The organism is Enterobacter sp. S-33 (assembly GCF_028735835.1).
Lineage (GTDB): Bacteria > Pseudomonadota > Gammaproteobacteria > Enterobacterales > Enterobacteriaceae > Enterobacter > Enterobacter vonholyi.
Genome location: NZ_CP117838.1, coordinates 3906291 through 3926706, shown reverse-complemented (window position 1 = coordinate 3926706; position 20416 = coordinate 3906291). Strand labels below are relative to the sequence as shown.

Sequence of the window (20416 nt, the reverse complement as noted above, 5' to 3'; positions counted from 1 at the left end):
TCAAAACTCCATCTTCACCGTAAACTGCACTTCGCGCGGGTCGCCAATCTGATTACCCAGATTGTTGGTGGCGATAGATGAGGTGTAGTAGGTTTTATCAAACAGGTTCTTCACGTTCACCTGCAGCGTCACCGGATACTGTAGCTTCATCTTGTACGCCGCAAACGCATCCGCCACGAAATAGCCCGGCAGATAATAATCCGCACCGTTGGTTGCGGAACGACGGCTTACGCCGTGCCCGCCGCCGCCCAGCGTCAGGGTATTACCGGCAAACGCATTGTGAATATCGTAGGTCAGGAACAGGGAGCCGGTATGGCGCGGCACGTTCGGCAGCGGTTTGCCCGCGTAGTCCGGATCTTCCAGCACCTTCGCGTCGGTGTAGCCATAGCTGGCGATAATATTGGTGTTCTCGGTCAGTGAACCGGCCAGATCCACCTCCACGCCCTGGGAGCGCACGCGGCCCGCCGTTTTGGCGATGGTTTCCCCCCCCACGCTTTCGTTGTACAGCACGTTGCGTTTGTGGATATCAAACAGCGCGATATTGGCGGTAACGCCGTCGAACAGGTCGAACTTTGCGCCCACTTCGTAAGCATTCGACGTTTCCGGCGGCAGATCGCCGATGTAGCTCGCAATGGACGACTGCGGCATAAACGTTTGCGAGTAGTTGGCAAACAGCGAGACCGCTGGCGTGAGCTTATAAACCAGCCCCAGCTTCGGCGTCCACTGTTCGTCGCGGCTGTCGGTGTTGACGTTGAACGGGCGGCCTTTCCCCGCGTACTGGGTGTAATACTGGTAGCGCATGCCTGCGACGGCAATCCACTTATCGGTCAGGTACAGCGCGTCCTGCGCATAGGCAGAGTAGCTTTCCTGCTTCAGCGTCTGGTCGCTGTCGGACGCCGACACGGTGGTGCATTTGCCGAGTTTGCCATACGTCGGATGATAGATATTGAAATCCTTAACGTTCTTACAGCGGATCATGTCCGTGCGCAGCAGATCGTAATTCTCATACGACACGCCGGTCAGGATCTCATTGTAAAAGCCCGCGATGTCCACGTTCCCCTGCAGATCCGCGCGCGTCGTGTGCATACGCTGTGTCGAGCCCTGGGTCGCATCCACTCGGCGGGTCAGGTTGCCGGTTTTTGAATCGTAGGCCATCACGCGTGCCTGGTTATCGCTGTATTTATCCTGGCTGTAGCTATAGTCAAACTTCGCGGTCCACTGGCTGTTGAGGCGATATTCCGCATTGAGCTGAGCGAGATCGGACTGGCCGTCGGTCACGTTAAACGGCTCATCAAAGCGGGTTTTGCGATCGACGTCGACGGCCTTTTTGGTGTTGAGATCGAAGATCGTTCCGCGATCGAACGGCGTTTTATAGTCGCGATGCGAATAGAGCACGGTCACGGTGGCGTCGTCGCCGAACCAGGTGAGGGACGGGGCGATAAAGGTGCTGCGTTCGTTGCCAAAATTACGCCAGTAATCCTCGTCCTGATACTCACCCGTGAGGCGATACGCCAGACGCGTGCCGTCAATTGGGCCAGTAACATCGATCTGTCCGGTACCGCCGCCAAAGCTGGAAGAGGTGGCAGAAATTGAACCGCCGAAGGTCTTCTCAGGGCGTTTGGTGACGACGTTAATCAGGCCGCCCGGATCGAGAATGCCGTACAGCGTGGAGGCCGGGCCTTTCAACACCTCCACGCGCTCGGTTGCGGCATTAAAGCTGCGCGGCAGGACGGTGCGCAGGCCGTTAGTCATGATCGAGCCGTCGCGGTTCGCGCCAAATCCGCGGCGCACGAAGGCATCCTGCGTACCGCCCAGGGTGTTGGTCTGCACCACGTTGCTGACGTTGTACAGAGCTTCATCCAGCGTGGTGGCATTTTGATCCTCCAGCACTTTGTCGCTGACGGTATTGACCACCTGCGGGATGTCCAGCATCGGCATGTTGGTTAACGTCGCGGTGGAGGTGTTCAGCGGCTGATAGCCGTTGGTGGCCTCCGCCGTCGTATTTGGATCGGCGGTGACGGTAAGCGTTTCGCCGTCTTTAGCCGCGGTGTTATCTGCTGCCTGAACCAGCGGCGCCATAAACAGCAGGGAAAAGAGCGCGCGCCCTTTTACCCCAGAGAGTGAAGGTGTGAACGTAGCCATTACATCTGTTATCCCGAAATATCCCGCGAATGCGTTCGCGGCAAACTGTGTGAGTCATTGCCCTTTACGGTCTGTCCGTTAGCCGTAAGTAGCATCGGACATGTAATTGAGAATCATTCAATCATGCGTGAATGTAGTAGTAAATGGAAAAAAGAAAAAATCGACTACACCGTTTAACCGTGCGTACAAGCGCAGCGGGATAATAATTAAGTCATTGAAATAGATGTTTTTACAAGCCGTCCAGTTTTCACTTTTACTCAGGCTTATCCCTGGTTTTTCCAGGGTGTTTCTTCGCTTGACTACTACATGGCGCGGCGTCAAACTCTCAAAAGAGAATGAGTTTTATTTTTATTTATTGGTTTTTCATTACGTTGGCGTTCACGTGGCTCACAACACACACAAACCGGGTCTGGTTCTGGAGAACCTCTCTGCGGGCTATCAGAAAAAAATCATCGTTGATGATATCTCCCTTGCGTTCCCACAGCAGAAAATGACCGTGCTGGTAGGGGCGAACGGCTGTGGGAAATCCACGCTGCTGAGCACCATTGCGCGTTTGCTCCAGCCGCTTGGCGGCGCGGCAGTTCTCGACGGCAAGGCGATCCACGAGCAGCCCACCAAAGCGGTCGCCCGTCAGCTTGGCATTCTCCCGCAGTCGCCGCTGCTTCCGGAAGGGTTAACCGTTTTTGAACTGGTTTCGCGCGGGCGTTTTCCCTGGCAGAACTTTATGCGTCAGTGGAGCGACGAGGACGAGCTGGCGGTAGAAGAGGCCCTGCGCCTGACCGGCACGGCAGAGTTTGCCCATATGCCGGTGGAAAGCTTATCCGGCGGCCAGCGTCAGCGCTGCTGGATCGCCATGGCGCTGGCGCAGCAAACGCCGTTTATCCTGCTTGACGAGCCGACAACATATCTCGATCTCCGCTACCAGGTGGAGATCCTGGAACTGCTGCATGCCCTGACCCGCCAGCACGGGCGTACCGTGGTGGTAGTGCTGCACGATCTCAACTTTGCCGTAAACTACGGCGATTCGCTGGTTTTTTTACGCCAGGGGAAAGTTGAGGGGGTGTTACATGAGGGCGACGTCTGCACGCCGGAACTGATCAAAACGGTGTTTGACGTGGACGTGCATATGTCCATTAACCCCTTGACCGGAAAACCGTTCTTTATGCCTTTTCGCCAGAGCCTTGAACAGCCATGATACGCGCTTCTCTGGCCCTCCTGATTATTATATTGCTGCTGGCGCTGGGTGCGATTACGCATCTTGGCATCGGTGCACGCTTTATCGCCCCGCAGACGGTAGTGGAGGCATTCATCCACTTCGACCCGCGCAATTTCGACCATAACGTCATTATCAAATTACGACTGCTGCGCCTCTGCGCCGCGATGGTGACGGGCGCCGCGCTCGGCGTGGCGGGCGTGCTGCTGCAGTCTGTGATCCGCAACCCGCTAGGCGAGCCGCATATTCTGGGGCTCAACGCCGGGGCTGCGCTGGCAGTGGTGATCGTCAGCGCGCTTGGCCTGTCGCTGCCGTTTGGTCGCCCGCTGATCGCCGCCGCCGGTGCTGCCGCGCTGTTTCTGCTGGTGCTGATGTTTTCCTCTTCCGGTCGCACCGGGCTCACGCCGATGAAGGTCACCCTGTGCGGCGTGGCGATGTCGGCGTTTGCCTCGTCGATTACCGCCGCGGTGTTAATCCTGGATGAACAGACGCTGCTCGACCTGCGCACCTGGCTGGCGGGTGATATCGCCGGGGTCAACGCGCAGATGCTCCAGAGCGCCCTGTGGGCTGCAGCCGCTGGTTTTGTTCTTGCTATCGGGCTGTCGCCCTCGCTCAACATGCTGGCGCTGGGCGACAGAATGGCGCAGGGGCTTGGCGTGTCCCTGCTGAAAACCCGCCTGCTCGCCCTGCTGGCCATCGCACTGCTCTGCGGCGCGGCCGTCTCTATCGCCGGGCCGATTGGTTTTATTGGCCTGGTCGTGCCGCAGCTCATCCGCCGTCTGGTGTCGGTCGATTTGCGCGTGATGGTGCCGCTGTCGGCCCTGTGCGGCGCGCTGGTGCTGCTGCTGGCTGATATCGCCGCCCGCACGCTGTTTACCCCCTGGGAGCTGGCAACCGGCATCATGACGGCCCTGGTCGGCGCGCCCGTATTCATCTTTATGGCGTCGAGGATGTTCAAATGAACCGGGCCGGATTCCGCGCGATCCGAATTGGCCGTATATCGGCGCTGGTTCGCCCGCGGGCGCTGGCGTGCCTGATTCTTTTGGCGCTGGTGGCGCTAAGCCTGCTGGGCTTTGGCCTGACGCACGGTTCTCTGCCCATTCCCACCTCCGCCATCGGGCGCGCGCTGTTTTCTCCTGAGAGCCTGACGGCGGAGACGCGCTACATCGTGATGGATATCCGCCTGCCGCGCCTGCTGATGGCGGTGCTGTGCGGCGCGATGCTCGGTATGGCGGGGGCGGCAATGCAGTCCATCACCCGCAACGGTCTGGCTGACCCCGGGCTTATCGGCGTGAAGGAGGGCTGTAGCGCGGCGGTACTGCTGCTCATTTTTCAGTTCCCGGCGCTGGGCCTGGCCTGGCGTCCGCTGGTCGGCATGGCCGGTGGGCTGCTCACCGCGCTGGTGGTTATCGCCCTGGCGCGCGATATTTCGCGCCCGCGGTTCATCCTGATCGGCATCGGCGTGTCGTGGGCGTTTGCCGCCGCAATGGGCGTCTTTATCACCACCGCCGACGTGCGGGACGTGCAGACGGCGATGCTGTGGCTGTCGGGAAGCCTGCATGCGGCAAACTGGACGCTGGTGAGCCTGGCCGCGCTCTGGGCAGCTCCCGCTTTTGCGCTGCTGCTGTTTACCGCGCGGGCAGCGGACGTGGCGTTGCTCGGCAATCAGGCCGCCGCGGGTCTCGGCGTGCGCATAACGCGGCTGGCGCTGCTGCGGATTCTCGCCCCGGTGGTGCTGACGGCGGCCTGCGTCTCGTGCGTGGGCAGTATAGGCTTCGTGGGGCTGATTGCTCCGCATATGGCGCGCCTGCTGCTGCGCGGTGGGCAAACGGCGCTCCTGACGGGAAGCGCCGTGCTGGGCGCGCTGCTGGTGCTGCTGGCGGATAACGTCGGGCGTCTGGCATTACTCCCGCTGCAGCTGCCGGCGGGAATTGTCATTTCATTGATTGGCGGACCGTTTTTCCTGCTGCTGCTCTGGCAGCGTCGGGACAGATTTTAGGGGGACTATAATGCGCGTACTGTTTTCGATGCTGTTGCTGGTGGGGTTCGCGGTGAGCGCGGCGGAGCCGACGCAGGTCTTTACCGACGATTTAGGGCGCAAGGTCGTTGTGCCGGTTTATCCGAAGCGGATTGTTTCCTTACACGATCTGGATATCACCATTCCTCTGATTGAGCTTGGCGTGCTGCCGGTGGCAAGCCATGGCCGCACGCGGCCGGACGGCAGCCACTTTCTGCGCTCCAGCGGCATGTTGACCGGCGTCGACTTCGATAATTCCGACATTAAATTTATCGGCACGGCCGATATCGACATCGAAGCCATCGCCGCCGCAAAGCCTGATCTGATCGTTACCGAGCCGACCCGCAACACCCCGGTGGAACAGCTGGCGAAAATTGCCCCGACGGTGAGCATCGATCATCTCGACGGCGGCGCGCCGGAAATCTACCGTAAGCTGGCTCAGCTGACGGGAACGCAGGCGCGGCTCAAGGTTCTGGAGCGGCGCTATCAGGAGCAGATTAAGGCGCTGAAGTCGACTATTGATACCAGCAAGGTGACCGTGTCCGTGATTCAGGCGAATCAGGGGAAGATTAACGCCATGCACAGCTACCACTCGCTGGGCCGCGTGCTGCGCGACGCAGGATTCAAGTTCCCGCCGCTGATTGAGTCCATCCCGGAAGAGGGACGGATTGACGTCAGCGCCGAGCGCCTGCCGGAGCTGGATGCCGATTTCGTCTTCGCCACCTGGCGCGGGGATACGGGCGGTAAACCGCAGGACGAGCTGGCGGCGATGGATGCTGTCATGCCGGGCTGGTGTCAGTTCCTCAATGCCTGCCGAACCGGGCATTACGTGCTGATCTCGCGTGAAGAGGCGATCTCGAATTCGTTCGCGTCTTTAGGGCTGATGGTCGCGCAGGTGCAGTCTCAGATTGCCGGGCGACCGCTGCCGGAGGCTTCACGGTGATCCGCAAAGAGAAAGGGCGCGTGGATGTCTATGGCGACCGTTTTCGCGCGCGGGCGCATCAGCTGACGCCGCGTCTGCTGCAGGTTGCACGCTATATTCATGACAATCGTGAAGCGGTGATGGAACAGACCGCCATGGAGATTGCTGCGGAACTGAAAACCTCGGATGCCACGGTGGTCCGCGCCATCCAGGCGCTGGGTTTCGCCGGGCTGCGCGATCTCAAGCAAACGCTTGAGCAGTGGTTTGGTCCGGTGGTCACCTCCAGCGAAAAGATGTCCACTACGGTGAACACGCTTGCCAGCGACGTCAACGCGAGCATTGATTTCGTGCTGGAGGGGCATCAACACACCTGCGAGGTGTTGTCCGAGCCGCACAACCGCTACGCGATGGCCCAGGCGGTCTCTCTGCTGGCGCAGGCGAGGCAGGTCGCCATATTTGGCATTGGCGCCTCCGGCATTCTGGCCGAGTATACCGCCAGGCTGTTCAGCCGCATGGGGTTACCCGCCACGCCGCTTAACCGTACCGGAATAGGGCTTGCCGAGCAGCTGATTGCGCTTCAGCGCGGCGACGTGCTGGTGATGATGGCGCAGAAGTCCGCGCACCGGGAGGGGCAAACCACCCTGCGTGAAGCAAAACGTCTGGGCATTCCCACCATCCTGCTGACCAATGCCCTTGATTCACGCTTCAGCAAGGAGGCCAGCGTGGTGATCCACGTTCCGCGCGGCGGCGAAAAGGGCAAAATCCCGCTCCACGGCACGGTGCTGCTGTGTCTGGAGATGATTATTTTATCCGTAGCCTCCACCGAGCCGCAGCGCACCATCAAGTCGATGAAGCGCATCAACGAGCTACATCGCGGGTTAAAACCGGGGAAGAAAAGCAGCTAAAAACAACAAAGCCCGGTTGCGCTGACGCTCACCGGGCCTGGACCTGTTCTCCCTCTCCCGTCAGGAGAGGGCTGGGGTGAGGGAAAACTTAAACCCCTTGCTCCAGAATGCGGATGTGGGTTTCCAGCACGTCACCCTTCACCGCGTCACTCCACGCTTTCATGTGCGCGGTCTGCAGGTGTGCTTCGAGGTGCGCGACGGTTTCCCACTGCTCAACCATGATGATCGAGTCCGGCGCGGTCGCCTGGAAGCTGGCATCAGTGGCGGCATCCACCATCGGCGCGTAGCCGTGGCAGCCTTCTTCTTTCAGTACGGTCGGGATAATTTTCGCGAACTGATCCAGCACCGCCTGACGGTGATGTTGACCTGGACGAGTACGGATTTCTGCGATAACGGTAAGCATGTTTACTACTCCTTTAATTCCAGGCTACCAGTTAAGCAAAAATTTCCGCGAGATGCTTGCGATATTCTGCGATATAGCTCGGGACATCAGGCATTTTAATCACGTCGTTGACGATAAACGTCGGCAGAGGATCCATGCCCAGGAACTGGTTAGCCTTGTGGAACGGCAGGTACGCGCCGTCAACGCCCACGCCTTCGAAGAACTGATCTTTGTCGGTGAAGGCTTCCAGCGGGGCGTTCCAGGTCAGAGAGAGCATATATTTTTTGCCCTGAATCAGACCGCCTGACCCGTATTTTTTGGACGCGTCAGAGCGGGTGCGGCCATCGCTGGCATACAGTGAGCCATGACCTTCGGTGAACACGTCGTCCATGTATTTTTTTACGGTCCACGGCGCGCCCATCCACCAGCCTGGCATCTGCCAGATCACCACGTCAGCCCACAGGAAGTTCTGTACTTCGGCCTTCACGTCATAATTGCTGTCCGCGCGTACGACCTTAACATCATGCCCGGCGTCGCGCAGGAAACCGTCCGCGACCTCGGTCAGGGTGTCATTCAGCTGGCCTTTAGAGTGCGCAAATTCTTTTGCACCGTTGATAATCAGGATGTTGCTCATTATTTGTCCTCGACGATGAGAGTATGGCGAGTATTCTACGCGCGAGGACGGAGCGGAAAAATGAGCAAAATGTGCAAAGTCTTTTGCATTAAACGCAATAATCTCTACCAGCTGACCTTCACTTCAAAACCGCCTTCAGGCGCATTGCTCAACGAGACGCGCATACCGTGCAGCGCGGCGATGCGTTTTACGATGGATAACCCCAGCCCGCTGCCCGTGGCATCCTGACCCGGCGGACGATAAAAGCGCTCGCCGATGCGCGCCAGCGCGTCAGGTGAAATGCCTGGGCCGTTGTCGCGCACGGTAAAATTACGCGCGTCCAGGGTGACGTCCACCACGCTGCCGCGCGGGCTGTAGCGGATGGCGTTGTCCAGCAGGTTGCGCACCAGCAGGCTTAGCAGCAGGGGCTGTCCCTGACGTTTGATCTGCGGGGCGTGGTTGTTGAGGCGAATATCAATCCCTGCCTGCTGCGCCGGATGCCAGATATCCAGCACCGCCGACTGAAGTAAATCGGCAAGCGTTATCGGTTCGACGTCGTCAAGATTATCCAGCGAGTCCAGACGCGACAGCGTGAGGAGCTGGTCCACCAGCCGGGAAGCGCGGTCGATGCCCGCATGCAGCTGCGCCAGCGCTTTTTCCCTCGCCTGCGGATCGTCCTGCGAGAGCTGCGCCACGTCAGTTTGCACCTTCAGGGCCGCCAGCGGGCTGCGCAGCTCGTGGGCGGCGTCGGACGTAAAGCGGCGCTCGCGGGTCATCATCTCCTGGGTACGCGCGAAGAGATGATTCAGCGAATCAAGCAGGGGGCGCACTTCCGTAGGGACGCCCTCCGTCGGCAGTTTATCGGTCGCATCCGGCGAGCGGGAGCGCAGGGTCTGCGCCAGCTTTTTCAGCGGCTTTAGCTCCCGGCTCAGGAGCAGAACCAGCAACAGCAGCATCACGGGCAGCGCCACCAGCCAGGGCGTGAGCTGCGAGCTGACCACGTCCAGCGCCATCTCCTGGCGGTACTCCCACTCCTGGCCGACCACCACGCGGTACTTCCCGTCGGGTGAGGTCAGCCACAGGAAACGCCATTCGTCGTTGTCGTCCTGGAGCTGCCCGTTAGCAAACCCGTCGCGGCGATAGTGGTACGGAATATCGCGCCCGTTCTCGCCATCGTTCAGCAGCATTTTGCCGTCAACGGCGTAAATGGCGAAAGCCAGCGCGTCGTCATCGAGACGGCCATGCTTCACTTTTTTCGGGATCTCGAGCATCCGTTCGGGGGCGCGGATCTCGTCAAGATCCATCGTCAGCAGCCGTTTGGCAAACAGCATCTGCTGCGTGTCGAAGAGCTTATCCAGCTTGTGGGTGGTCTGCTGCCAGGCCACCAGGCTGGCGGCAAACCATGCCGTCAGGGAGAGCGCTAAAAAGAGGAGCGTCAGGCGCAGCTTCAGGCTCAGGCGTTGCGTCAGCTTCATGCGTCACCCAGGGTATAGCCGATGCCGTGCACGGTGCGGATAAACTCGCTGCCAAGCTTGCGGCGCAGGTGATGAACGTGGACTTCTACCGCGTTGCTGGAGACGTCGTCATCCCAGGTATACAGTTTTTCCTCAATCGTCTTACGAGGGAGCACGCGGCCTGCATTGCGCATCAGCAGTTCCAGCAGCGCAAACTCTTTCGGCTTCAGCGTCAGCGGTTCACCGTCCAGCGTGGCGACGAGACGGGTCGGATCGAGAGTGACCTTGCCATGGCGTAGCTCGCTATGCGTCTGGCCGTGACTGCGGCGGACCAGCGCCTCGAGGCGGGCGCCCACTTCAATCAGCGCGAACGGCTTGCAGAGATAATCATCCGCGCCAAGACGCAGCCCTTCCACGCGCTGGTTGAGCGCATCCCGCGCGGTCAGGATCAATACCGGCTCGCTGCGCCCGCTTTCGCGCCACGCGCGCAGGATGTCCAGACCGTCGATTTCCGGCAGCGTCAGGTCCAGCACCACGGCATCATAGGGCGCAGAAGCAAGCGCGGCCTGACCGGTTTTACCGTCGGTAAACCAGTCCACGCTAAAGCCCATTTTGCTTAAACCCGCCCTGATACCGTCGCCGATTAACGTGTCGTCTTCTACCAGTAAAATGCGCATGTTCCCTCCTTGATGCCGTCAGTAAACCCTCTGTAAGCGCCTGCTGTACAGCAATAATAAATAAATTTTTCCCTTAAGAAGTTGTTAAGGATTACCCTGTTTAATGGACTGCGAAACCAGATTAAAGGGAGAGTTAATATGAAAAAATTCGCTGCTATTGCCGCCATCATGATGATGACCACTGCCCCCGTTTTTGCCGCGCAGGGCGGATTTAACGGCCCGTCGGCCACGCAAACCCAGACCCAGACGCAGACGGGAGGTTTTGTTGATAACGACGCTAACCTCACCACTGCGGTGAAGGTGAAAGAGATGAAAGACGACAGCTGGGTGAAGCTGCGTGGGAACATTACCCAGCGCCTGTCCGATGACCGGTACACCTTCCGCGATGAGACCGGCACGGTCAACGTGGAGATTGACCACAAGCGCTGGAACGGCGTGACCGTCACCCCTCAGGATAAAGTGGAAATCCAGGGCAAGGTCGATAAAGAGTGGAACGATTTTGAAATCGACGTGAAGCAGGTCATTAAGCTGAACAAATAACCCGGAAAGGGCCGCATGAGCGGCCCTTTTTCTTTGTGACTCAACTCGTCAGATAGGGTAGTATCTGCGGCAATATTGCCTGAAACCCTTCGGTTTCTGAGTTGAGGAATCACACGTAATGAGCGATATGGCAGAGCGCCTCGCGCTACATGAATTCACGGAAAACGCCTACCTGAACTATTCCATGTACGTCATCATGGACAGGGCGTTGCCATTTATCGGGGATGGCCTGAAGCCCGTTCAGCGCCGCATCGTGTATGCGATGTCCGAACTGGGGCTGAACGCCACCGCCAAGTTCAAGAAATCCGCCCGTACCGTCGGTGACGTACTGGGTAAATACCATCCGCACGGCGACAGCGCCTGCTATGAAGCGATGGTGCTGATGGCTCAGCCGTTCTCTTACCGCTACCCGCTGGTGGATGGTCAGGGGAACTGGGGGGCGCCGGACGATCCGAAATCCTTCGCGGCAATGCGTTATACCGAATCCCGTCTCTCTAAATATGCCGAAGTGCTGCTGGGCGAGCTGGGTCAGGGAACCGTCGACTGGGTGCCAAATTTCGACGGTACGATGCAGGAGCCTAAGATGCTGCCTGCGCGTCTGCCGAACATCCTGCTGAACGGTACCACCGGTATTGCGGTCGGTATGGCGACGGACATTCCGCCGCACAACCTGCGTGAAGTGGCGAAAGCCGCCATTACCCTGATCGAGCAGCCTAAAGCCTCGCTCGACGATCTGCTGGATATCGTGCAGGGGCCAGATTTCCCAACCGAAGCTGAGATCATCACCTCTCGCGCGGAAATTCGCAAAATCTACCAGAACGGGCGCGGCTCCGTGCGCATGCGCGCGGTGTGGAATAAAGAGGACGGCGCCGTGGTGATCACCGCGCTGCCGCATCAGGTTTCCGGCGCCAAAGTGCTGGAGCAGATCGCCTCCCAGATGCGCAATAAAAAGCTGCCGATGGTCGACGACCTGCGCGATGAATCGGACCACGAGAACCCGACCCGTCTGGTGATCGTGCCGCGCTCCAACCGCGTGGACATGGAGCAGGTGATGAACCACCTGTTTGCCACCACCGATCTGGAAAAAAGCTACCGCATTAACCTGAACATGATCGGCCTCGACGGACGCCCGGCGGTGAAAAACCTGCTGGAGATCCTCACCGAATGGCTGACGTTCCGCCGCGATACGGTACGCCGTCGTCTGAACCATCGTCTCGAGAAAGTGCTTAAGCGCCTGCATATCCTTGAAGGTTTGCTGGTGGCGTTCCTCAATATCGACGAGGTGATTGAGATCATCCGCACCGAGGACGAGCCGAAGCCCGCCCTGATGTCGCGCTTTGGCATCAGCGAAACCCAGGCCGAAGCGATCCTCGAGCTGAAGCTGCGCCATCTCGCCAAACTGGAAGAGATGAAGATCCGCGGCGAGCAGAACGAGCTTGAAAAAGAGCGCGATCAGCTGCAGGCGATCCTCGCGTCCGAACGCAAGATGAATAACCTGCTGAAAAAAGAGTTGCAGGCCGATGCCGATGCCTTCGGCGACGACCGTCGTTCTCCGCTGCACGAGCGTGAAGAAGCGAAGGCGATGAACGAGCACGACATGCAGCCGTCCGAGCCTGTGACTATTGTCCTGTCGCAGAGCGGCTGGGTACGCAGCGCCAAAGGCCACGATATCGACGCGCCGGGGCTCAGCTATAAAGCGGGCGACAGCTTCAAAGCGGCGGTGAAAGGCAAGAGCAACCAGCCGGTGGCGTTTATCGACTCCACCGGTCGCAGCTACGCCATTGACCCGATCACGCTGCCTTCCGCGCGCGGGCAGGGCGAGCCGCTAACCGGCAAGCTGACGCTGCCGCCGGGCGCGACGGTTGACCATATGCTGATGGAAGCCGATGACCAGAAGCTGCTGCTGGCGTCCGATGCGGGCTACGGCTTTATCTGTACCTTCAACGATCTGGTTTCCCGCAACCGTGCCGGTAAGGCGCTGATTAGCCTGCCGGACAACGCTCACGTGATGGCACCGCTGGTGATTGAGAACGAAAGCGACATGCTGCTGGCGATCACTACCGCCGGACGTATGCTGATGTTCCCGGTCAGCGATCTGCCGGAGCTGTCAAAAGGCAAGGGCAACAAGATCATCAACATCCCGTCGGCGGAGGCCGCGAAAGGCGAAGATGGCCTGGCGCACCTCTTCCTTCTGCCGCCGCAGAGCACGCTGACCATTCACGTCGGCAAGCGCAAAATCAAGCTTCGTCCGGAAGAGCTGCAGAAGGTGGTGGGTGAGCGCGGTCGCCGCGGCTCGCTGATGCGCGGTCTGCAGCGTATCGATCGCGTGGAGATTGACTCTCCTGCACGCAGCGCGGCGGGCGACAGCGAAGAGTAATGTCGTGATATCCCCCCTCTGTCCGGAGGGGGAATTTCAATAAAATTTCCCGTAAAATCGTTGTTAATTCGTGCGTTGCGATTAACAATACGCGCTCGTAATAAAGTCCTTACCTGGCCACAGGTGAAGTATAATTGTCAGCTGTTGGGGCTTCAGAGGTCGCTATGCTATATATTGTTCGTCTTATTCTTACCGTCATCTACTGTATTCTGGTCTGTATTTTCGGCTCTATTTATTGCCTGTTCAGCCCGCGTAATCCGAAGCATGTCGCCACCTTTGGCCATATGTTCGGGCGCCTTGCTCCGCTGTTTGGCCTGAAGGTTGAAAAACGTCTGCCGGAAGGGGCGGAGAATTTCGGTAACGCCATCTATATTGCCAACCATCAGAACAACTACGATATGGTGACGGCCTCTAATATCGTGCTTCCACCGACCGTGACGGTGGGCAAAAAAAGCCTGCTGTGGATCCCGTTTTTTGGTCAGCTGTACTGGCTTACCGGTAACCTGCTGATCGACCGTAATAACCGTGCAAAAGCGCACAGCACCATTGCCGAAGTGGTGAATCATTTTAAAAAGCGCAAAATCTCAATCTGGATGTTCCCGGAAGGAACGCGCAGCCGCGGTCGCGGCCTGCTGCCGTTTAAAACCGGTGCGTTTCATGCTGCAATTGCGGCAGGTGTTCCAATTATTCCCGTGTGCGTTTCCAATACTTCGAATAAGATTAATCTTAACCGCCTGAATAATGGGCTGGTGATTGTCGAAATGCTGCCACCTGTCGATACCAGCAAATACGGTAAAGATCAGGTGCGTGAATTGGCAGCACACTGCCGTGAGCTAATGGCTCAGCATATTGCGCAGCTCGACAAAGAAGTCGCAGAGAGAGAAGCCGCCGGTAAGATTTAACCCGGCGTTGAAGGGAAAACGAATTCCCGCGTTGTTAGTCGTTTCAGATGGAGCTTATATGTCACTCAGTCGGCGTCAGTTTATTCAGGCTTCGGGGATCGCCCTTTGTGCGGGTGCGATGCCGCTGACAGCCAGCGCCGCCGGGCAGCAACAGCCGCTGCCTATACCGCCATTAATTGAATCCCGTCGCGGTCAGCCGCTTTTCCTGACGCTGCAGCGTAGCCACTGGTCCTTTACCCAGGGGACGCGTGCGCCCGTCTGGGGCATTAACGGACGTTACCTCGGGCCGACCATACGCGTGTGGAATGGCGATGACGTAAAGCTCATCTACAGTAACCGCACCCCTGAAAATGTCGCTATGACCATCAGCGGCCTGCAGGTACCTGGCCCGCTGATTGGCGGCGCGGCGCGAATGATGTCACCCAGCGCCGACTGGGCGCCCGTTCTGCCGATTCGCCAGAGCGCGGCAACCCTGTGGTATCACGCCAACACCCCTAACCGCACGGCGCAGCAGGTCTATAACGGCCTGGCCGGCATGTGGCTTGTGGAAGATGAAGTCAGCAAATCTCTGCCGATCCCGAATCACTACGGCGTGGATGACTTCCCGATTATCATCCAGGACAAACGTCTGGATAACTTCGGCACGCCTGAATACAGCGAGCCGGGCAGCGGTGGCTTCGTCGGTGATACGCTGCTGGTCAACGGCGCGCAAAGCCCGTATGTCGAAGTTTCTCGCGGCTGGGTGCGCCTGCGCCTGCTCAACGCGTCTAACTCGCGCCGCTATCAGCTGCAAATGAGCGATGGTCGTCCGCTGCACGTGATCTCCGGCGATCAGGGCTTTTTACCGGCGCCGGTGTCCGTCAAACAGCTTGCGCTCTCGCCGGGCGAACGTCGCGAAGTTCTCATTGATATGACCAATGGGGATGAAGTGTCTGTCACCTGCGGTGAAGCGGCCAGCATTGTCGACCGTATTCGCGGGTTCTTTGAACCGTCGAGCATTCTGGTCTCGACCCTGGTGCTGACCCTGCGTCCAACCGGTCTGCTGCCGCTGGTGACCGATAGCCTGCCCATGCGCCTGCTGCCGCAGGAGATCATGAGCGGCTCGCCGGTGCGCAGCCGTGATATCAGCCTCGGCGACGACCCGGGCATCAACGGCGCGCTGTGGGACGTCAACCGCATCGACATTACCGCGCAGCAGGGTACCTGGGAGCGCTGGACGGTGCGTTCAGATATGCCGCAGTCGTTCCATATTGAAGGGGTGGCATTCCTGATCCGCAACGTCAACGGTGCCATGCCGTTCCCGGAAGACCGCGGCTGGAAAGATACCGTCTGGGTGGACGGCCAGGTTGAGCTGCTTGTCTACTACGGTCAGCCTTCGTGGCCGCATTTCCCGTTCCTGTTCCACAGCCAGACGCTGGAGATGATGGACAGGGGCTCCGTAGGGCAGATGCTGATCAATCCTGCCCCATAATTCTGACATTCCCGGTTCGCCGGGAATGTTTTATGCCCGCCAGAAAAAGCGCGAGAACAGTATCAGCACCGGATAAATTTCCAGACGCCCTAAGATCATCGCCGCGCACATCAGCAGTTTTGCCCCTTCTGTTAACGTGCCGAACGTCGACGCCGTCTCGCCAAATCCCAGCCCCATGTTGTTGATGCAGGCGGCAACCGTTGCGAATGACGTAAACAGGTCGTAGCCCATCAGATTGAGCGACCAGACAAAAAAGCCCGTAATCATCACGTAGAGAAAAAAGAAGCTCCAGACCGAGCGCAGGACGCGTTCATTCACCACGCTTTTGCCCACCTTAATGCTCAGCAGCGCTCTCGGATGCGCCAGCTGGTTCATCTCCTGAATACTCTGCTTGAACATAATGAGAAAACGCAGCGCTTTGATCCCGCCGCAGGTCGAGCCTACGCAGCCGCCAAAAAAGCTGGCGCTCAACAGCAGGAAGATGGTATGTGCTGGCCACTGGGCATAGTCGGCTGTCGAAAGGCCGTTATCGGTCATCATCGAACTGGCAAGGAAGAAGGCATGCACCAGGCTATCAGTGGCGTTGTACATCCCGGCATGCCAGACCTGCCAGGCGGTGATGACGATAATCACCGCGGCGGCGCTCAGAAAGAATTTAACCTCCGGGCTGCGGCGAATCGGTTTCAGGGTGCGTCTGACAATGGCGACGTACCAGAGGGTGAAGTTAAACGCGGAGAGCAGTGAAAACGCCCCGGCGACCAGCTCAATCGCGTGGCTGTCATAAAACCCAATGCTCTCGCTGCGGGTGGAGAACCCGCCCAGTGACACGGTCGACAGCCCGTGACAGAGGGCGTCAAAAAAGGACATTCCCGCCAGCCAGTAGGCCAGGGTGCAGGCCACACCCAGCGCGAAGTAGGTCACCCACAGCGTGCGCGCGGTATCGGCAAGGCGGGGCGTCAGGCGCTCCTCCTTGAACGGTCCCGGCATCTCTGACTGATAGAGCTTCATGCCACCGATGCCCAGCAGCGGCAGGACCGCGACGGCCAGCACGATGACGCCTAACCCGCCAATGAAATTCAGCTGAGCGCGGTAGTAAAGGTACGATTTAGGCAGGGCGCTGACGTCCCCGATCACCGTTGCCCCGGTGGTGGTGATCCCGGAAACCCCTTCAAAGAGCGAGTCGGCAAAAGAGAGCTGTAGCCCGTCATCCATCCAGAGCGGCATGGCGCTAATCAATGAAAACAGCAGCCAGAACAGCACGATGATCACGAAACCGTCGCGGGTGCGCAGCTGTATGCCCGCGTGACGGGTTGCCCGCCAGGTTAGCCCTCCGAGAGTAAAAAAGGTTAAAAAGGTGGTCAGAAAGGCAAAGTAGGTCCGCTCTTTATTCAGCAGGGCGATAACCATCGGCGGCAGCATAGAAAGGCTGTACAGCAGAACCAGAAAACCGCAGAGGTGAAGGACAACCCGCAGTTGGGAGACATGTAACGAATCGTTGGGCTTCACAACTGAGCTCCGCACAAACACGCATTCCGGGACAAATCACCGGAAAATATAGTGAATATTATGATCCAAAATTATCAGGGCGCTGTATTTTAACGAGTTCCGTGAATATCTGCCTGCTTCCTGCATCCTTTTCTTCAAATCCGGCGGATGAACAGCGTATAATCCCGCTCCTTTTGTTTATTTTTTCTTCGGAAGCATTATGAGCGCAATTTCCCTGATCCAGCCGGATCGTGACCTCTTCTCCTGGCCCCAGTACTGGGCGGCCTGCTTTGGACCGGCGCCATTCCTGCCGATGTCCCGGGAAGAGATGGACCAACTGGGCTGGGACAGCTGCGACATCATTCTGGTCACGGGCGATGCCTATGTTGACCATCCGAGCTTCGGCATGGCCATCTGTGGCCGTATGCTTGAGGCGCAGGGCTTCCGCGTGGGGATCATCTCCCAGCCTGACTGGAACAGCAAAGACGACTTTATGCGTCTGGGTAAACCGAACCTGTTCTTCGGCGTGACTGCAGGCAACATGGACTCGATGATCAACCGCTATACCGCCGACCGTAAGCTGCGTCATGACGACGCCTACACGCCGGATAACGTGGCGGGTAAACGCCCTGACCGTGCAACCCTGGTATATACCCAGCGCTGCAAAGAAGCATGGAAAGACGTGCCGGTGATCCTGGGCGGCATCGAGGCGAGCCTGCGCCGTACCGCGCACTACGATTACTGGTCTGATACCGTGCGCCGCTCGGTGCTGGTGGATTCCAAAGCCGACATGCTGATTTACGGAAACGGCGAGCGTCCGCTGGTGGAAGTGGCGCACCGTCTGTCGCAGGGCGAGCCGGTGAGCAGCATCCGCGACGTGCGCAATACCGCCATCATGGTGAAAGAGGCGCTGCCGGGCTGGCGCGGAGTGGATTCCCGCATTATTGATATGCCGGGTAAAATCGACCCGATCCCACATCCGTACGGCGAAGATCTGCCGTGTGCGGATAACAAACCGGTAGAGCCAAAGAAAGCGGAAGCGAAGGCTATCGTCGTGCAGCCTCCGCGCCCGAAGCCGTGGGAAAAGACCTACGTGCTGCTGCCCTCCTATGAGAAGGTGAAAGCCGACAAGGTGCTCTACGCGCACGCGTCCCGTATTCTGCACCATGAAACCAACCCTGGCTGCGCCCGCGCGTTGATGCAGAAGCACGGCGAGCGCTTTATCTGGATCAACCCGCCGGCGATCCCGCTTTCCACCGAAGAGATGGACAGCGTTTTTGCGCTGCCGTACAAGCGCGTGCCGCACCCGGCGTACGGCAACGCCCGTATCCCGGCGTATGAGATGATCCGCTTCTCGATCAACATCATGCGCGGCTGCTTCGGCGGCTGTTCCTTCTGCTCTATTACCGAGCACGAAGGGCGCATTATTCAGAGCCGCTCTGAAGATTCGATCATCAATGAGATCGAAGCGATTCGCGACTCGGTACCTGGATTTACCGGCGTGATTTCCGACCTCGGCGGTCCAACCGCGAACATGTACATGCTGCGCTGCAAGTCGCCGCGCGCAGAGCAAACCTGTCGTCGCCTCTCCTGCGTCTATCCAAGCATTTGCGAGCACATGGACACTAACCATGAGCCGACGATCAACCTCTACCGCCGCGCGCGTGACCTGAAAGGCATCAAGAAGATCCTGATAGCCTCCGGGGTACGTTACGACATCGCCGTGGAAGATCCGCGCTACATCAAAGAGCTGGCGACGCACCACGTCGGTGGCTATCTGAAGATTGCGCCGGAGCACACCGAAGAAGGCCCGCTGTCGAAGATGATGAAGCCGGGCATGGGCAGCTACGACCGCTTTAAAGAGCTGTTCGACACCTACTCGAAGCAGGCGGGCAAAGAGCAGTATCTGATCCCGTACTTCATCTCCGCGCACCCGGGCACGCGTGATGAGGACATGGTCAACCTGGCGCTGTGGCTGAAGCAGCGCCGCTTCCGCCTGGATCAGGTGCAGAACTTCTATCCGTCACCGCTCGCCAACTCGACGACCATGTATTACACCGGCAAGAACCCGCTGAGTAAGATTGGCTACAAGAGTGAAGAGGTGGTGGTGCCTAAAGGGGACAAACAGCGTCGTCTGCACAAGGCGCTGCTGCGTTACCACGATCCGAAAAACTGGCCGCTGATCCGCCAGGCGCTGGAAGAGATGGGTAAAAAACACCTGATCGGCTCCCGCCGCGACTGCCTGGTACCGGCCCCGACGCTGGATGAGATGCGCGAAGCGCGTCGCCAGAACCGCAATACGCGCCCGGCGCTGACCAAGCACACACCGATTGTGCATCAGCGTTCGAATGGTAATTCGAGTGTTAAGAAGCCCGTGAAGCGCAAAGCGTAAATAAAAAACCCCGGCAAGCCGGGGTTTTTATGTAGAAACGCAGGCCGGGTAAGGCGAAGCCGCCACCCGGCTTTTTTACGCAATTACCCGCCAAACTGATCCGGGTCTGGCCCAAGCCGCTTGCCCTTATCCAGCTTCGCAATTTCCCCCAGCTCATCTTTGTCCAGACGGAAATCCCAGACGTCGAAATTCTCGGCGATGCGCGATGGCGTGACCGATTTCGGGATCACCACCAGGCCGTTGTCCAGATGCCAGCGAATGACGATCTGCGCCGGGGTTTTGCCGTATTTATCCGCCAGGTCGCGGATAATTTTCTGATCGAACACGCCTTCGCCACCCTGTGCCAGCGGGCTCCAGGACTCGGTCTGGATTTTATGCGTGGCGTTCCAGGCGTGAAGCTGACGCTGCTGCAGCAGCGGGTGCAGTTCGATCTGGTTAATGACAGGCGCGACGCCCGTCTCGTCAATCAGCCGCTGCAGGTGATGAACCTGGAAGTTGCAGACGCCGATACTTTTCACCAGCCCCTCTTTCTGCAGTTCAATCATTCCTTTCCAGGCATCAACGTAATGGTCGATAGCCGGGACCGGCCAGTGCATCAGATAAAGATCGACGAAGTCGAGCTGGAGCTTCTCCAGGCTCTCCTGCAGGGCCTCGCGGGGACGCTTTTGATCGTCATTCCACAGTTTCGTGGTGATGAATAACTCATCGCGGGGGACACCGGCGCTGGCCAGTGCGGTCCCCACGCCGTCCTCGTTTTTGTACGCGGCGGCGGTGTCAATCGACCGATAGCCGACTTCCAGGGCTTTATGAATGGCGGAGACGACCTCGTCGTTACCGGCTTTCCATACACCTAGCCCCAGCTGGGGCATCACGTTGCCGTCCTGCAGCTTGATTACGGTTTGGTTTGCCATTTTTCCTCCTTCA

At 58.6% G+C, this 20416-nt stretch carries 17 protein-coding genes; 10 read left to right on the top strand and 7 right to left on the bottom strand.

Translation table 11 applies throughout. The features are described from left to right. Nucleotides 1-2142 (bottom strand): TonB-dependent siderophore receptor, encoded by a 2142-nt coding sequence (locus PUP35_RS18545; protein WP_274240865.1) that lies wholly within the window; start codon nucleotides 2140-2142, stop codon nucleotides 1-3. A 382-nt stretch (nucleotides 2143-2524) separates the two neighbouring features. On the opposite strand from PUP35_RS18545, the gene PUP35_RS18540 reads away from it, so the two are divergent. The 5 genes from PUP35_RS18540 to PUP35_RS18520 are packed head-to-tail and all read left to right on the top strand — an operon-like array spanning nucleotide 2525 to nucleotide 7199. Beyond that, the gene (locus tag PUP35_RS18540; protein WP_271369555.1) at nucleotides 2525-3337 is read left to right on the top strand and encodes an ABC transporter ATP-binding protein; all 813 of its coding nucleotides are present in this window, start codon (nucleotides 2525-2527) and stop codon (nucleotides 3335-3337) included. Continuing rightward, a complete protein-coding gene (locus PUP35_RS18535) occupies nucleotides 3334-4317 on the top strand; it encodes a FecCD family ABC transporter permease (RefSeq protein ID WP_274240861.1) in 984 nt (327 codons plus the stop codon). Before PUP35_RS18540 ends, PUP35_RS18535 begins: the two co-directional genes overlap by 4 nt. After that, the gene (locus PUP35_RS18530; RefSeq protein ID WP_274240859.1) at nucleotides 4314-5354 is read left to right on the top strand and encodes a FecCD family ABC transporter permease; all 1041 of its coding nucleotides are present in this window, start codon (nucleotides 4314-4316) and stop codon (nucleotides 5352-5354) included. The genes PUP35_RS18535 and PUP35_RS18530 overlap by 4 nt, the downstream gene beginning before the upstream one ends. Nucleotides 5355-5364: 10 nt before the next feature. Continuing rightward, nucleotides 5365-6315: an iron-siderophore ABC transporter substrate-binding protein gene (locus PUP35_RS18525; RefSeq protein ID WP_274240858.1), complete on the top strand. Its 951-nt coding sequence runs from the start codon at nucleotides 5365-5367 to the stop codon at nucleotides 6313-6315. After that, nucleotides 6312-7199 carry a MurR/RpiR family transcriptional regulator gene (locus PUP35_RS18520; protein WP_111963280.1) on the top strand — a complete coding sequence of 296 codons (888 nt, stop codon included), beginning with the start codon at nucleotides 6312-6314 and terminating at the stop codon, nucleotides 7197-7199. Before PUP35_RS18525 ends, PUP35_RS18520 begins: the two co-directional genes overlap by 4 nt. An 88-nt stretch (nucleotides 7200-7287) precedes the next feature. On the opposite strand, the gene PUP35_RS18515 is transcribed toward PUP35_RS18520, so the two are convergent. The 4 genes from PUP35_RS18515 to qseB form a co-directional block, all read right to left on the bottom strand. Continuing rightward, nucleotides 7288-7602 (bottom strand): putative quinol monooxygenase, encoded by a 315-nt coding sequence (locus PUP35_RS18515; RefSeq protein ID WP_008502984.1) that lies wholly within the window; start codon nucleotides 7600-7602, stop codon nucleotides 7288-7290. A gap of 31 nt (nucleotides 7603-7633) precedes the next feature. Continuing rightward, nucleotides 7634-8215, bottom strand: a complete 582-nt coding sequence (locus tag PUP35_RS18510) for an NAD(P)H-dependent oxidoreductase (protein ID WP_023333418.1) — start codon at nucleotides 8213-8215, stop codon at nucleotides 7634-7636. A gap of 104 nt (nucleotides 8216-8319) precedes the next feature. Further along, nucleotides 8320-9669, bottom strand: a complete 1350-nt coding sequence (gene qseC / locus PUP35_RS18505) for a quorum sensing histidine kinase QseC (RefSeq protein ID WP_274240853.1) — start codon at nucleotides 9667-9669, stop codon at nucleotides 8320-8322. Continuing rightward, nucleotides 9666-10325, bottom strand: coding sequence for a quorum sensing response regulator transcription factor QseB (qseB, locus tag PUP35_RS18500; RefSeq protein ID WP_023326078.1), 660 nt, complete (start codon nucleotides 10323-10325; stop codon nucleotides 9666-9668). The genes qseC and qseB overlap by 4 nt, the downstream gene beginning before the upstream one ends. A 138-nt stretch (nucleotides 10326-10463) precedes the next feature. Between qseB and PUP35_RS18495 the strand changes: the two genes are divergently transcribed. From PUP35_RS18495 to ftsP, 4 genes are all read left to right on the top strand, one after another. After that, entirely contained in the window at nucleotides 10464-10865 is a 402-nt protein-coding gene (locus PUP35_RS18495; RefSeq protein ID WP_111963277.1) for a YgiW/YdeI family stress tolerance OB fold protein, read from the top strand. Nucleotides 10866-10983: 118 nt separating this feature from the next. Further along, on the top strand, nucleotides 10984-13242 hold the full coding sequence (parC, locus tag PUP35_RS18490; protein ID WP_111963276.1) for a DNA topoisomerase IV subunit A: 2259 nt from the start codon (nucleotides 10984-10986) through the stop codon (nucleotides 13240-13242). Between the two features lie 164 nt (nucleotides 13243-13406). Further along, nucleotides 13407-14144: a 1-acylglycerol-3-phosphate O-acyltransferase gene (plsC, locus tag PUP35_RS18485; protein WP_045404006.1), complete on the top strand. Its 738-nt coding sequence runs from the start codon at nucleotides 13407-13409 to the stop codon at nucleotides 14142-14144. 58 nt (nucleotides 14145-14202) lie between these two features. Next, nucleotides 14203-15615, top strand: coding sequence for a cell division protein FtsP (gene ftsP, locus PUP35_RS18480; RefSeq protein WP_023309186.1), 1413 nt, complete (start codon nucleotides 14203-14205; stop codon nucleotides 15613-15615). A 30-nt stretch (nucleotides 15616-15645) separates the two neighbouring features. On the opposite strand, the gene PUP35_RS18475 is transcribed toward ftsP, so the two are convergent. Continuing rightward, nucleotides 15646-17121 carry a TrkH family potassium uptake protein gene (locus PUP35_RS18475; protein WP_111963275.1) on the bottom strand — a complete coding sequence of 492 codons (1476 nt, stop codon included), beginning with the start codon at nucleotides 17119-17121 and terminating at the stop codon, nucleotides 15646-15648. A gap of 199 nt (nucleotides 17122-17320) precedes the next feature. Here PUP35_RS18475 and PUP35_RS18470 point away from each other — a divergent pair, with 199 nt between their 5' ends. Then, nucleotides 17321-19492 carry a YgiQ family radical SAM protein gene (locus PUP35_RS18470; RefSeq protein ID WP_115876282.1) on the top strand — a complete coding sequence of 724 codons (2172 nt, stop codon included), beginning with the start codon at nucleotides 17321-17323 and terminating at the stop codon, nucleotides 19490-19492. Nucleotides 19493-19575: 83 nt separating this feature from the next. Here PUP35_RS18470 and dkgA read toward each other — a convergent pair whose 3' ends face one another. Next, nucleotides 19576-20403, bottom strand: coding sequence for a 2,5-didehydrogluconate reductase DkgA (gene dkgA, locus PUP35_RS18465; RefSeq protein ID WP_021242117.1), 828 nt, complete (start codon nucleotides 20401-20403; stop codon nucleotides 19576-19578). Nucleotides 20404-20416: the final 13 nt, after the last annotated feature.